Source organism: Pseudomonas pseudonitroreducens (genome assembly GCF_021603645.1).
Classification (GTDB): domain Bacteria; phylum Pseudomonadota; class Gammaproteobacteria; order Pseudomonadales; family Pseudomonadaceae; genus Pseudomonas; species Pseudomonas pseudonitroreducens.
Map to the genome: position 1 here is coordinate 167,864 of NZ_BQHJ01000004.1, position 14,047 is coordinate 181,910.

10 protein-coding genes and 3 tRNA genes are annotated in these 14,047 nt (G+C 61.9%); 10 read left to right on the forward strand and 3 right to left on the reverse strand.

Annotation, left to right across the window (positions count from 1 at the left end):
* On the forward strand, positions 1–1,389 hold the full coding sequence (gene cysS, locus L6D89_RS11350; protein ID WP_236199748.1) for a cysteine--tRNA ligase: 1,389 nt from the start codon (positions 1–3) through the stop codon (positions 1,387–1,389).
* A 64-nt stretch (positions 1,390–1,453) separates the two neighbouring features.
* On the opposite strand, the gene folD is transcribed toward cysS, so the two are convergent.
* Entirely contained in the window at positions 1,454–2,308 is an 855-nt protein-coding gene (folD, locus tag L6D89_RS11355) for a bifunctional methylenetetrahydrofolate dehydrogenase/methenyltetrahydrofolate cyclohydrolase FolD (RefSeq protein ID WP_236175169.1), read from the reverse strand.
* Between the two features lie 263 nt (positions 2,309–2,571).
* On the opposite strand from folD, the gene L6D89_RS11360 reads away from it, so the two are divergent.
* The 9 genes from L6D89_RS11360 to L6D89_RS11400 all read left to right on the forward strand — a co-directional run bounded on the left by L6D89_RS11360 (position 2,572) and on the right by L6D89_RS11400 (position 11,521).
* Positions 2,572–2,648, forward strand: a tRNA-Arg gene (locus tag L6D89_RS11360).
* A 31-nt stretch (positions 2,649–2,679) separates the two neighbouring features.
* A tRNA-His gene (locus L6D89_RS11365) sits at positions 2,680–2,755 on the forward strand.
* A gap of 52 nt (positions 2,756–2,807) precedes the next feature.
* Positions 2,808–2,892: transfer RNA gene (locus L6D89_RS11370), tRNA-Leu, on the forward strand.
* A 142-nt stretch (positions 2,893–3,034) separates the two neighbouring features.
* Positions 3,035–4,345 carry a trigger factor gene (tig, locus tag L6D89_RS11375; protein WP_037010414.1) on the forward strand — a complete coding sequence of 437 codons (1,311 nt, stop codon included), beginning with the start codon at positions 3,035–3,037 and terminating at the stop codon, positions 4,343–4,345.
* A gap of 93 nt (positions 4,346–4,438) precedes the next feature.
* Entirely contained in the window at positions 4,439–5,077 is a 639-nt protein-coding gene (clpP, locus tag L6D89_RS11380; protein ID WP_024763281.1) for an ATP-dependent Clp endopeptidase proteolytic subunit ClpP, read from the forward strand.
* 107 nt (positions 5,078–5,184) lie between these two features.
* A complete protein-coding gene (gene clpX / locus L6D89_RS11385; RefSeq protein WP_236175168.1) occupies positions 5,185–6,465 on the forward strand; it encodes an ATP-dependent Clp protease ATP-binding subunit ClpX in 1,281 nt (426 codons plus the stop codon).
* 133 nt (positions 6,466–6,598) lie between these two features.
* A complete protein-coding gene (gene lon, locus L6D89_RS11390) occupies positions 6,599–8,995 on the forward strand; it encodes an endopeptidase La (RefSeq protein WP_236199749.1) in 2,397 nt (798 codons plus the stop codon).
* Positions 8,996–9,131: 136 nt separating this feature from the next.
* The gene (gene hupB, locus L6D89_RS11395; RefSeq protein ID WP_003087931.1) at positions 9,132–9,404 is read left to right on the forward strand and encodes a nucleoid-associated protein HU-beta; all 273 of its coding nucleotides are present in this window, start codon (positions 9,132–9,134) and stop codon (positions 9,402–9,404) included.
* A 227-nt stretch (positions 9,405–9,631) separates the two neighbouring features.
* Entirely contained in the window at positions 9,632–11,521 is a 1,890-nt protein-coding gene (locus L6D89_RS11400; RefSeq protein WP_236175166.1) for a SurA N-terminal domain-containing protein, read from the forward strand.
* An 89-nt stretch (positions 11,522–11,610) separates the two neighbouring features.
* On the opposite strand, the gene fabI is transcribed toward L6D89_RS11400, so the two are convergent.
* Both fabI and L6D89_RS11410 read right to left on the reverse strand, forming a co-directional pair.
* Positions 11,611–12,408: an enoyl-ACP reductase FabI gene (fabI, locus tag L6D89_RS11405; protein WP_236175165.1), complete on the reverse strand. Its 798-nt coding sequence runs from the start codon at positions 12,406–12,408 to the stop codon at positions 11,611–11,613.
* Positions 12,409–12,436: 28 nt separating this feature from the next.
* Complete coding sequence (locus L6D89_RS11410; protein WP_236199750.1) at positions 12,437–14,047, reverse strand: ABC transporter ATP-binding protein; 1,611 nt, start codon at positions 14,045–14,047, stop codon at positions 12,437–12,439.

Sequence of the window (14,047 nt, forward strand, 5' to 3'; positions counted from 1 at the left end):
ATGGCTGATTTGCAGATCTACAGCACGCTGTCCAAGACCAAGGACGCTTTCAAGCCGCTGGTCGGCAATCAGGTACGCATGTACGTGTGCGGCATGACCGTCTACGACTTCTGCCACATCGGCCATGCCCGCGTGATGGTCGCGTTCGACGTCATCGCCCGCTGGCTGCGTCATCGCGGCTATGACCTGACCTACGTGCGCAACATCACCGACATCGACGACAAGATCATCCGTCGCGCCCAGGAGAACGGCGAATCGTTCGAGGACCTGACCGCCCGCATGATCGCCGCGATGCACGAGGACGAGGCGCGCCTGTCGGTGCTGCGTCCGGACATCGAGCCGCGCGCCACCGGCCACATCGCCGGCATGCACGAGATGATCCAGACCCTGATCGACAAGGGCTACGCCTATGCGCCGGGCAACGGTGACGTCTACTACCGGGTCGGCAAGTTCGCCGGCTACGGCAAGCTGTCGCGCAAGAAGATCGAAGACCTGCGCATCGGTGCGCGCATCGAGGTCGACGAATCCAAGGAAGACCCGCTGGACTTCGTGCTCTGGAAAGGCGCCAAGCCGGGCGAGCCGAGCTGGGAATCGCCCTGGGGCGCCGGTCGTCCGGGCTGGCATATCGAGTGCTCGGTGATGTCCACCTGCTGCCTGGGTGAGACCTTCGATATCCACGGCGGCGGCCCGGACCTGGTGTTCCCGCACCACGAGAACGAGATCGCCCAGAGCGAGGCTGCCACCGGCAAGCTCTACGCGGCCAGCTGGATGCACGCGGGTGCAGTGCGCGTGGACGGCGAGAAGATGTCCAAGTCCCTGGGCAACTTCTTCACCATTCGCGAAGTGCTGGAGAAGTACCACCCGGAAGTCGTGCGCTTCCTGCTGGTCTCCAGCCACTACCGCAGCCCGATCAACTATTCCGAGGACAACCTGAAGGAAGCCAAGGGCGCGCTGGAGCGTTTCTACACCGCGTTGCGTGGCCTTCCGCAGGTGGCTGCTCAGGGTGGCGAGGAGTTCGTCGAGCGTTTCGGCGCAGCGATGGACGACGATTTCGGTACGCCGGAAGCGGTTGCCGTGCTGTTCGAGATGGTCCGCGAGGTCAACCGCCTGCGCGACAGTGATCCGGCGGCGGCTGCCACGCTGGCGGCTCGTGTGCGTGAGCTGGGGGCTTTGCTCGGCGTGCTGCAGATGGATGCCGACGAGTTCCTCCAGGCCGGCGCGGCCGGCAAGGTCGATGCGGCGCAGGTGGACGCGCTGATCCAGGCGCGCCTGGATGCCCGCGCGGCGAAGAACTGGGCCGAATCCGACCGCATTCGCGACGAGCTGACCGCTCTGGGCGTGGTGCTGGAAGACAGCAAGGGTGGTACCACCTGGCGTCTCGCCGAGTAATCACCGCCCGGAAATGAAAAAGGCCGCTGAATCAGCGGCCTTTTTCTTGTGCGTGTCGAACCTGTCAGGGATGCAGGTGTTCGGCAGCGTACAGGGTGTTTTCCAGCAGGCAGGCGCGGGTCATGGGGCCGACGCCGCCTGGAACCGGGGTGATCCAGCTGGCGCGCTCGGCAGCCACGTCATATTCCACGTCGCCCACCAGCTTGCCGTCTTCCTGGCGGTTGATGCCCACGTCGATGACGATGGCGCCTTCCTTGATCCACTCACCCTTCACCAGGCCGGGTTTGCCGGCGGCAACTACCACCAGATCGGCGCGGCCGACGTGATCGGCAAGGTCGCGGGTGAAGCGGTGAGTGACGGTCACGGTGCAGCCAGCCAGCAGCAGTTCCAGCGCCATGGGGCGGCCGACGATGTTGGAAGCGCCTACGACGACGGCGTCCAGGCCGTACAGGTCGACACCGGTGCTTTGCAGCAGGGCCATGATGCCCTTCGGCGTGCACGGGCGCAGCAGCGGGATGCGCTGGGCCAGTCGACCAACGTTGAAGGGATGGAAGCCGTCCACGTCCTTGTCCGGGTTGATGCGCTCCAGCAGCTGGGAGGCATCGAGATGGGCGGGGAGGGGCAACTGGACCAGAATGCCGTCGATGGCCGGGTCGGCATTCAGGCGGTCGATCAGTGCCAGCAGCTCTTCCTGGGTGGTGCTGGCGGGGAGGTCGTAGGCCTGGGAGATAAAGCCGACCTCTTCACAGTCCTTGCGCTTGTGCGCGACATAGACCTGAGAGGCGGGGTCGCTGCCGACCAGGATCACAGCCAGGCCGGGGATGCGCAGTCCTTGCTGGCGGCGTTCGTTGACGCGTTGGGCAATCTGCTGGCGGAGGCTGGCGGCGATCGCTTTGCCGTCGATCAGTTTTGCAGTCATGTCGGGGGGATAACCATTAAGGCGGGTGAAAAGAAGGCGCGCATTTTCGCACGCTGCCTTCATAAGGCAAAGGCGGGCGCCCCCGATTTGCCGTAACTCCTTTATCTCTTTGAATTTTTTTTTAAAAAAGTTGTTGACGGGGTATGGCCTCATCGATAACATGCGCCCCGCTTGCCGAGCACAGCCTGAAACACGAAAGAGGCGGTGCCAACCGATTCAGTGGTTTCACTGAGTCTGCTTAGCAAGGGTTGCCGCCACTTAAAGCGCCCGTAGCTCAGCTGGATAGAGCATCCGCCTTCTAAGCGGATGGTCGCAGGTTCGAGTCCTGCCGGGTGCGCCATGTGGCGTTCGGAACAAGCAAGTGTAATATGGTGGGCGTAGCTCAGTTGGTAGAGCACAGGATTGTGGCTCCTGGTGTCGTGGGTTCGATTCCCATCGTCCACCCCATATTCCGAAGCGCCAGGCCCAGAGCCTGGCGTTTTCGTTTCTGCGGTACCCTGCGGACGTGGTGAAATTGGTAGACACGCTGGATTTAGGTTCCAGTGGCGCAAGCTGTGAGAGTTCGAGTCTCTCCGTCCGCACCATCTTCTTTCCATAAGCTCTCGCATCCGTGAATTTCCGCAGCTTCCAGTCAGGGTGACTTCTGCATTTCTAGCTACTAGAATGCTTGCCCTTGATTCTGGGGGCCGGAAGGACCGGCTTACGTCTGTGCCACGAGGAATATCCATGCAAGTTTCCGTTGAAAGCACCTCCGCTCTTGAGCGCCGCATGACTGTTGGCGTGCCGGCCGAGCGTATCGAGACCGAAGTCAACAAGCGTCTGCAGCAGACCGCTCGTCGCGCCAAGGTTCCTGGCTTCCGTCCCGGCAAGGTGCCGATGAGCGTGATCCGTCAGCGCTACGAAGCCGCCGCTCGTCAGGAAGCCCTCGGTGACCTGATCCAGGAAACCTTCTACGAAGCCGTGGTCGAGCAGAAGCTGAACCCGGCTGGCGCTCCGTCCGTCGAGCCGAAAGTGTTCGAGAAGGAGAAGGGCCTCGAGTACATCGCTACCTTCGAAGTCTTCCCTGAGTTCCAGGTTGCTGGTTTCGACGGCATCAAGGTCGAGCGCCTGCAGGCCGACGTGGCCGATGCCGATCTCGACAACATGCTGGAAATCCTGCGCAAGCAGAACACCCGCTTCGAAGCCGTTGACCGCGCCGCTCAGAACGACGACCAGGTGAACATCGACTTCGTCGGCAAGATCGACGGCGAAGCCTTCGCTGGCGGCTCTGCGAAGGGCACCCTGCTGGTACTGGGCTCCGGCCGCATGATCCCGGGCTTCGAAGAAGGCCTGGTCGGCGCCAAGGCCGGTGAAGAGCGCGTTCTGAACGTGACCTTCCCCGAGGACTACCAGAACCTGGACCTGGCCGGCAAAGCTGCCGAGTTCACCGCTACCGTCAACAGCGTCGCCGAGCCGAAGCTGCCGGAACTGAACGAAGAGTTCTTCGCTCTGTTCGGCGTGAAGGAAAGCACTCTGGAAGGCTTCCGCACCGAAGTTCGCAAGAACATGGAGCGTGAGCTGCGTCAGGCCATCAAGTCCAAGGTGAAGAACCAGGTGATGGAAGGTCTGGTCGAGACCAATCCGATCGAAGTTCCGAAAGCCCTGATCGGCAACGAAGTCAATCGTCTACGCGTGCAGGCTGTCCAGCAGTTCGGTGGCAACATCAAGCCCGACCAACTGCCAGCCGAGCTGTTCGAGGAGCAGGCCAAGCGTCGCGTTGTGCTGGGTCTGATCGTCGCCGAGCTGGTCAAGCAGCACGAACTGAAGGCTGACGAAGCCCGCGTTCGCGAAATGATCGAAGAAATGGCTTCGGCTTACCAGGAGCCGGAACAAGTTGTTGCCTGGTACTACAAGAACGACCAGCAACTGAACGAAGTGCGTTCGGTTGTACTGGAAGAACAAGTTGTAGATACTGTCCTGCAGAAGGCCAATGTGACCGACAAGCAGGTATCCTACGAAGACGCGGTCAAGCCTGCAGAAGCTCCGCAAGCGGCCTGATCCAGCGCTTCGTTCGATTGTCACAAGCCAGCCTTCGGGCTGGCTTGTGCGTCTATAGAGACATGACTTTTTATTAGGGAGTGATCGTCGGACATGCATAATCCTTATATGCCGCAAGTTCCGAACATTCAGGCCGCTGGTGGTCTGGTGCCGATGGTGGTGGAGCAGTCCGCCCGCGGTGAGCGTTCCTACGACATCTATTCGCGCCTGCTGAAGGAGCGGATCATCTTCCTGGTCGGCCAGGTCGAGGACTACATGGCCAACCTCGTGGTGGCCCAGTTGCTGTTCCTCGAGGCCGAGAACCCGGACAAGGACATCCACCTCTACATCAACTCCCCGGGCGGCTCCGTGACTGCTGGCATGTCGATCTACGACACCATGCAGTTCATCAAGCCTGACGTGTCCACCATCTGCGTGGGTCAGGCGTGCAGCATGGGCGCCCTGTTGCTGGCTGGCGGCGCCGCTGGCAAGCGCTACTGCCTGCCGCATTCGCGGATGATGATCCACCAGCCGCTGGGCGGCTTCCAGGGCCAGGCCTCGGACATCGAGATCCATGCCAAGGAAATCCTTTTCATCAAGGAGCGCCTGAACCAGGTGCTGGCGCATCACACCGGCCAGCCGCTGGACGTCATCGCTCGCGATACCGACCGTGACCGCTTCATGAGTGGTGACGATGCTGTCAAGTACGGTCTGATCGATCAGGTCTTCACTCAGCGTCCTTCTGCCGCCTGAGTCTCTCCGCTGTACCGCGGCCGGTAATCCGGCCGCTCGCGGGCTTGAAAATGCCTGCGAATGCCTTCATCTTGTCCTTCACGTATATCCCCGATTGGAACGATCGAATGACTGACACCCGCAACGGCGAGGACAACGGCAAGCTGCTGTATTGCTCCTTCTGCGGCAAGAGCCAGCACGAAGTGCGCAAGTTGATTGCCGGCCCCTCGGTCTTTATCTGCGACGAGTGCGTCGACCTGTGCAATGACATCATCCGTGAGGAGGTGCAGGAAGCACAGGCAGAGAGCAGTGCGCACAAGCTTCCGGCGCCGAAAGAGATCCGCACCATCCTCGATCAGTACGTGATCGGCCAGGAACGTGCCAAGAAAACCCTGGCAGTAGCGGTGTACAACCACTACAAGCGCCTGAATCAGCGCGAGCGCAAGGATGACGTCGAGCTGGGCAAGAGCAACATCCTGCTGATCGGGCCCACCGGCTCGGGCAAGACCCTGCTCGCCGAGACCCTGGCGCGTCTGCTCAATGTTCCCTTCACCATCGCCGATGCCACCACCCTCACCGAGGCTGGCTACGTGGGCGAGGACGTCGAGAACATCATCCAGAAGCTGCTGCAGAAGTGCGATTACGATGTCGAGAAAGCCCAGATGGGCATCGTCTACATCGACGAAATCGACAAGATCTCGCGCAAATCCGACAACCCGTCGATCACCCGCGACGTGTCCGGCGAAGGCGTTCAGCAGGCCCTGCTGAAGCTGATCGAAGGCACCGTGGCTTCCGTACCGCCCCAGGGCGGCCGCAAGCACCCGCAACAGGAATTCCTGCAGGTCGACACCCGCAACATCCTGTTCATCTGCGGTGGCGCGTTCGCTGGCCTGGAAAAGGTCATCCAGAACCGTTCCACCAAGGGCGGCATCGGCTTCAATGCCGAAGTTCGCAGCCAGGAAGCGGGCAAGAAGGTCGGTGAGGCGCTGCGAGAGGTCGAGCCGGAAGATCTGGTGAAATTCGGTCTGATCCCCGAATTCGTCGGTCGCCTGCCGATCATCGCGACTCTCGACGAGCTGGACGAACCTGCGCTGATGCAGATTCTGACCGAGCCGAAGAACGCGCTGACCAAGCAGTATGCCAAGCTCTTCGAAATGGAAGGCGTGGACCTCGAGTTCCGCCCGGACGCGCTCAAGGCTGTTGCCCGTCGCGCGCTGGAGCGCAAGACCGGTGCCCGTGGCCTGCGTTCGATCCTCGAAGGCATCCTGCTCGACACCATGTACGAGATCCCCTCGCAGAACGACGTGAGCAAGGTGGTCATCGACGAAAGTGTCATCGAAGGTACCTCCCAGCCGCTGCTGATCTACGAGAACAGCGAGCAGCCGGCCAAGGCTGCACCTGACGCCTGAAACCAGAAGGGGCCCTAGGGCCCCTTTTTTCTTCCCATCTACCGCGCTTGTTTTTTCCCAGCCCTAACCCCATCTTAGGCCGAAGGGTCCAATCCCATCGTTTTGGCCAAGTGCCGCTGTAGAGCCGAATATCATGAAAACACTCGTCGAGTTGCCCCTGCTGCCCCTGCGTGACGTAGTGGTGTATCCGCACATGGTCATCCCGCTGTTCGTGGGACGTGAGAAATCCATCGAGGCCCTCGAGGCCGCCATGACCAGCGACAAGCAGATCCTGTTGCTGGCGCAGAAGAATCCGGCCGACGATGATCCCGGTGCGGATGGCCTGTACCGCATGGGCACCGTGGCCACCGTCCTGCAGCTGCTGAAGCTGCCCGATGGCACCGTCAAGGTGTTGGTCGAAGGCGAGCAGCGCGGCCAGGTAGAGCGCTTCATCGATGAGGAGGCCTACTGCCGCGCCGAAGTTTCGATCATTGACGAGGTTTCCGTCGGCGAGCGCGAGTCGGAAGTCTTCACCCGCAGCCTGCTCAGCCAGTTCGAACAATACGTGCAACTGGGCAAGAAAGTGCCCGCCGAGGTCCTGTCCTCGCTCAACAGCATCGACGAGCCCGGTCGCCTGGTAGACACCATGGCTGCCCACATGGCGCTGAAGATCGAGCAGAAGCAGGAAATCCTCGAGATCACTGAACTGTCTGCCCGCGTCGAGCACGTGCTGGCCATGCTGGACGCCGAAATCGACCTTCTGCAGGTCGAGAAGCGCATCCGCGGTCGGGTGAAGAAGCAGATGGAGCGCAGCCAGCGCGAGTACTACCTCAACGAGCAGATGAAGGCCATCCAGAAAGAACTGGGTGACATCGACGAGGGCCACAACGAAGTCGAGGAGCTGAAGAAGCGCATCGACGCCGCTGGCCTGACCAAGGAAGCCCTGGCCAAGGCCACTGCCGAGCTGAACAAGCTCAAGCAGATGTCGCCGATGTCCGCCGAGGCGACCGTGGTGCGCTCCTACATCGACTGGCTGGTCAACGTGCCGTGGAAGGCCGAGAGCAAGGTGCGCCACGACCTGGACAAGGCCGAGGACATCCTCGATGCGGACCACTACGGTCTGGAAGAGGTCAAGGAGCGCATCCTCGAGTACCTCGCCGTGCAGAAGCGCGTGAAGAAGCTCAAGGGCCCGGTGCTCTGCCTGGTTGGCCCGCCCGGCGTAGGCAAGACCTCGCTGGCCGAGTCCATCGCCCGCGCGACCAACCGCAAGTTCGTGCGCATGGCGCTGGGCGGCGTGCGTGACGAGGCCGAGATTCGTGGTCACCGTCGTACTTACATCGGTTCCATGCCCGGTCGTCTGATCCAGAAGATGACCAAGGTCGGCGTGCGCAACCCGCTGTTCCTGCTGGACGAGATCGACAAGATGGGTAGCGACATGCGTGGCGACCCCGCCTCGGCGCTGCTGGAGGTGCTCGATCCGGAGCAGAATCACAACTTCAACGACCACTACCTCGAAGTCGACTACGACCTCTCCGACGTGATGTTCCTCTGCACGGCGAACTCCATGAACATTCCGGCACCGCTGCTGGACCGCATGGAAGTCATCCGTCTGCCGGGCTACACCGAGGACGAGAAGATCAACATCGCTTCGAAATATCTTGTGCCGAAACAGACTGCGGCCAATGGTCTCAAGAAGGGCGAGCTGGTCTTCGAGGAAGCGGCTACCCGTGACATCATCCGCTATTACACCCGCGAAGCCGGTGTGCGGAGCCTGGAGCGCCAGATTGCCAAGGTCTGCCGCAAGGCGGTCAAGGATGGCGGCAAGTCCAAGCGCATCGACGCTGTGGTGACTCCGGATTCGCTGGAGAACTACCTGGGTGTGCGCAAGTTCCGCTACGGCCTGGCCGAGCAACAGGACCAGATCGGCCAGGTTACCGGCCTCGCCTGGACCCAGGTGGGCGGCGAATTGCTGACTATCGAATCAGCCATGGTTCCCGGCAAGGGCGCACTGATCAAGACCGGCTCGCTGGGCGACGTCATGGCAGAGTCCATTACCGCCGCGCTCACTGTGGTTCGAAGCCGTTCGAAGAGCCTGGGCATCGCTGCGGACTTCCACGAGAAGCACGATATCCACATCCATGTGCCGGAAGGCGCGACGCCCAAGGACGGCCCTAGCGCGGGCATTGGCATGTGCACGGCGCTGGTCTCGGCGATCACCCAGATTCCCGTTCGCGCCGACGTTGCCATGACCGGCGAGATCACCCTGCGGGGCCAGGTGCTGGCCATTGGTGGCCTGAAGGAAAAACTTCTGGCTGCACACCGGGGTGGAATCAAGACTGTGATCATTCCCGAGGAAAACGTACGAGATCTTAGGGAAATTCCGGATAATATTAAGGCCGATCTCGTTATTAAACCGGTTAAATGGATTGACGAGGTCCTGCAAATTGCGCTGCAATACGCCCCGGAGCCCTTGCCCGATGCGGCTCCCGAGATGGTTGCAAAGGATGAGAAGCGCGAGTCTGATTCCAAGGAGCGAATCAGCACGCATTAGTTGGGGGGCTTTCTTGACACTGTTTTTGAGCCCTTGTTATAAAGCGGCACTTGCTTTGTCAGTTGGCAAACCAGCACCTGCTTTTGCTTACACCTAACACATAGAAACATACTCAACAGAAATAAGGGGACTTAGAGTGAACAAGTCGGAACTGATCGATGCTATCGCCGCATCTGCTGATATCCCGAAAGCTGTTGCCGGTCGCGCTCTGGACGCGGTGATCGAGTCCGTAACTGGCGCCCTGAAGGCTGGTGACTCCGTCGTACTGGTCGGCTTCGGCACCTTCGCTGTCAAAGAGCGTGCTGCTCGCACCGGTCGCAACCCGCAAACCGGCAAGCCGATCAAGATCGCTGCTGCTAAGATCCCGGGCTTCAAGGCCGGTAAAGCCCTCAAGGACGCTGTCAACTAAGCGTCTTTTTGGACTTGACCTGGACCGGTTCAACCTCGGTTGGACCGGTCACGGAGCGATGACCCGGCTGGCGTAGGTCGGTTGGAATCATCAGGGGTCACGGGCTCAATGCCCGCAAGCTCCACCAGTTACGAGAAGGCGCATCCTCGGATGCGCCTTTCTTATATCCGCTTTTTTTCCACGCCGCGCCGCCATTGACGGTGGGCCGTGGCCGCGTCGGGGGCCGCATGCTGCAAAACATCAGGGACAATTCCCAAGGCTGGATCACCAAGACCATCCTGGGCGTGATCGTTGTCCTCATGGCTTTGACCGGGTTCGATCAGATCATTCGCGCAACCCACCACGAGAACGTCGCTGCTCAGGTCAACGGTGAAGACATTGGTCTGCCGGAACTGCAGCAGGCTGCAGACATGCAGCGTCGCCAGCTGATGCAGCGCCTGGGCAAGGACTTCGATTCGTCCATGCTCGACGACAAGCTGCTCAAGGAATCCGCGCTGAAGTCGCTCATCGAGCGCAAGCTGGTCCTGCAGGCCGCCCAGAACGACAAGTTCGCCTTCTCCCAGCAGGCGCTGGATCAGATGATTCTGTCGACTCCTGAATTCCAGGTGGACGGCAAATTCAGCGCCGACCGCTTCGATCAGGTCATCCGCCAGATGGGCTACGACCGCATGCAGTTCCGCCGTATGTTCGGTGAGGAAATGCTGATCGGTCAGCTGCGCGCCGGCATCGCCGGTACCGGCTTCGTCACCGACGATGAGCTGAATGCCTTCGCTCGCCTGGAGAAGCAGACGCGCGATTTCGCTACCCTGACCCTCAAGGCCGATCCGGCCAAGAGCAAGGTCGAGGATAGCGAGATCAAGGCGTACTACGACGCCCACAGCGCCGAATTCATGACGCCTGAGCAGGTCACCATCGACTACGTCGAGCTGAAGAAGTCCGCCTTCTTCGATCAGGTCGAGGTGAAGAAGGAAGACCTGGATGCCCTTTATCAGAAGGAAATCGCCGGCCTGGCCGAGCAGCGCGATGCCGCGCACATTCTGATCGAGGTCAACGACAAGCAGAACGACCAGCAGGCCAAGGCCAAGATTGACGAGATCAAGGCGCGCCTGGACAAGGGCGAGGACTTTGCCAAGCTGGCCAAGGAGCTGTCCAACGACACCGGCTCCGCCGCCAACGGTGGTGACCTCGGCTTCGCCGGTCGTGGCGTGTATGACCCGGCCTTCGAAGAGTCGCTGTATGCGCTGAAGAAGGGCGAAGTCTCTGCTCCGGTGAAGACTTCCTACGGCTGGCACCTGATCAAGTTGCTGGGCGTCGAAGCGCCGGAGGTTCCGACCTTCGACAGCCTGAAGGCCAAGCTGGAGCATGAAGCCAAGACCCAACTGGTCGAGCAGCGCTTCGTCGACGCTACCAAGCAGCTGGAAAGCTCCGCCTACGAGGCCTCCGATCTGGCCCAGCCGGCTCAGGACATGGGCCTGAAGGTGCAGACCAGCAAGCCGTTCGGCAAGGAAGGCGGTGAGGGCGTGACTGCCAATCGTCAGGTCATCCAGTCCGCGTTCAGCCCGGAAGTGCTGGAGGAGGGTGCCAACAGCGGCGCCATCGAGCTGGATCCGGACACCGTCGTCGTGCTGCGCGTGAAGGAGCACCACAAGCCGCAACAGGAAACCCTGGAGCAGGTGAGTGCCAGCATCCTCAAGCGTCTGCAGGTCGAGCACGCTGCCGCCGATGCCAAGACTCGCGGCGAAGCCCTGCTGGCTGGTCTGCGTGATGGCAAGATCGCGCCGAACCAGGCCCAGGAAGGTCAGCAGTGGAAGGTCGTGGAAGCTGCCGCCCGTGGTCAGGAAGGTGTCGATCCGGTCGTGCTGCAGAGCGTGTTCCGCATGGCCCGCCCGGAAGGTGCCGACAAGCCCAGCCTGGGTGGTGTCGCGCTGCAGAATGGCGACTTCGTGCTGGTCAAGCTCAGCGGTGTGAGCGAGCCGGAAGCCAAGCCGACCGAGGAAGAGAAGGCGATGTACCAGCGCTTCCTCGCCTCGCGTAGCGGCCAGGATGATTTCTCTGCTTTCCGCCGTTACTTGCAGGATCAGGCGAAAGTCGAGAAATTCGACGAAGCCAAGAAGTAAGAGACCGGGGCCGCGCAAGCGGCCCTCGTTTTATCCGGTAAAAGAAAAAGGCCGCATTCGCGGCCTTTTTCTTTGCCTGGAGCAAAGCCTCAGTCGTCGCTGAGCGGACCCATCGCCGTGGTGTTGAAGCCACCATCGACGTAGAGGATCTCGCCGCTGATGCCGCTGGCCAGGTCCGAGCAGAGGAAGGCGCCGGCATTGCCGACTTCCTCGATGGTCACGTTGCGCCGCAGCGGCGTCTGGCGTTCGTTGGCGGCAAGCATCTTGCGAAAGCTCTTGATGCCAGAGGCGGCCAGGGTTCGAATCGGGCCAGCGGAGATGGCATTGACCCGAGTGCCTTCCGGGCCGAGGCTGCCGGCCAGGTAGCGCACGCCGGCTTCAAGGCTGGCCTTGGCCATGCCCATGACGTTGTAGTTGGGCAGCGTACGCTCGGCGCCCAGGTAGGAGAGGGTCAGCAGGCTGCCGTTGCGGCCCTGCATCAGCTCGCGGCCGGCCCTGGCCAGGGCGACGAAGCTGTAGGCGCTGATGTCGTGGGCGATGCGAAAGCCCTCGCGGGTGGTGACTTCGGTGAAGTCGCCATCCAACTGGTCGCCCGGCGCGAAACCCACCGAGTGGACGATGCAGTCCAGGCCGTCCCAGTGCTTCGCCAGCGCGGCGAATACGGCCTCGATGTCCGTGTCGCTGGCGACGTCGCAAGGGAAGCACAGCTCGGCCCGCGAGCCCCAGCCGGTGGCGAATTCTTCAACGCGGCCCTTGAGCTTGTCGTTCTGGTAGGTGAAGGCCAGCTCGGCGCCTTCGCGATGCATCGCCGCGGCGATTCCGGAGGCGATGGACAGCTTGCTGGCGACGCCGACGATCAGTACCCGCTTACCGCTGAGAAATCCCATGCTCGTTGCTTCCTTTTCTGCTGCTGGCTCAGGCTTGCGTGGGCACCATGAAGGCAGCTTCCAGCAGCTGTTGGGTGTACGCATGCTGTGGCGCGGCGAAGACGTCCTCGGCCATGCCCTGTTCGACCACCTTGCCGTGGCGGATCACCATCAACTGGTGGCTGAGGGCTTTCACCACCGCCAGGTCGTGGCTGATGAACAGGTAGGTCAGGTTGTACTTGGCCTGCAGGCCGCGCAGCAACTCGACTACCTGGCGCTGCACGGTGCGGTCCAGGGCCGAGGTCGGTTCGTCCAGCAGGATCAATGCCGGCTTGAGCACCAGTGCGCGGGCGATGGCGATGCGCTGTCGTTGGCCCCCGGAGAACTCGTGGGGGTAGCGGTGACGGGTGTCCGGGTCGAGCCCGACTTCCCTGAGCGCCTCGATGATCGCCTGTTCGCGCTCCTCGGCTGTGCCCATGCCATGGATATCCAGGCCCTCGCCGACGATCTGGCCTACCGACATGCGCGGGCTGAGACTGCCGAACGGGTCCTGGAAGACTACCTGCATCTCGCGGCGCAGGGGCCTGACTTCCGCCTGGTTCATGCCTTCGATGGCCTGGCCTTCGAAGCGGATGCCGCCCTGGCTGTTGATCAGGCGCAGGATGGCCAGGCCAAGGGTCGACTTGCCGGAGCCGCTTTCGCCGACGATGCCCAGGGTCTGGCCGCGCGGCAGGCTGAAGCCGATGCCGTCCACGGCCTTGACGTGATCGACGGTCTTGCGGAACACGCCTTTCTTGATCGGGAACCACACGCGCAGATCGTTGACCTCCAGCAAGGGCGCTCCTGGCTCGTTCTGTGCGGGGGTACCACTGGGCTCGGCTCCGAGCAATTCGCGCGTGTAGGGGTGCTGGGGGGCCTCGAAGAGGGCTTCGCAATCGGCCTGCTCGACGATGCAGCCGCGTTTCATCACGCAGACGCGATGGGCGATGCGCCGCACCAGGTTGAGGTCGTGGGTGATCAGCAGCATGGCCATGCCCAGGCGCTGCTGCAGTTCGCGCAGCAGGTCGAGGATCTTCAGCTGCACGGTGACGTCCAGCGCCGTGGTCGGTTCGTCGGCGATCAGCAGTTCCGGTTCGCAGGCCAGGGCCATGGCAATCATCACCCGTTGCCGCTGGCCGCCGGAAAGCTCGTGCGGGTAGGCCTTGAGGCGGCTGGCCGGGTTGGGGATGCCCACCAGCTCCAGCAGCTCCAGCGTGCGCGCGCGTGCCTGGGCGCCGTTCATGCCCTTGTGCAGCGCCAGTACTTCACCGATCTGCTTCTCGATGCTGTGCAGCGGGTTCAGCGAGGTCATGGGTTCCTGGAACACCATGGCGATGCGGTTACCGCGGATGCCCCGCAGCTTGCGCTCGGGCAGCTTGAGCAGGTCCTTGCCGGCGTAGTGGATGCTGCCGGAAGGATGACTGGCAGTGGGGTAGGGCAGCAGGCGCAGGATGGAGTGCGCGGTCACCGACTTGCCGGAGCCGCTTTCGCCCACCAGTGCCAGGGTCTCGCCCTTGCGGATGTCGAAGCTGATGTGTTCCACCGCGCGCACCTGTTCGTCGCCGCAGAGGAAATCGACGGACAGGTCGCGGACTTCGATGAGGTTCTCGTTCTGGCTCAT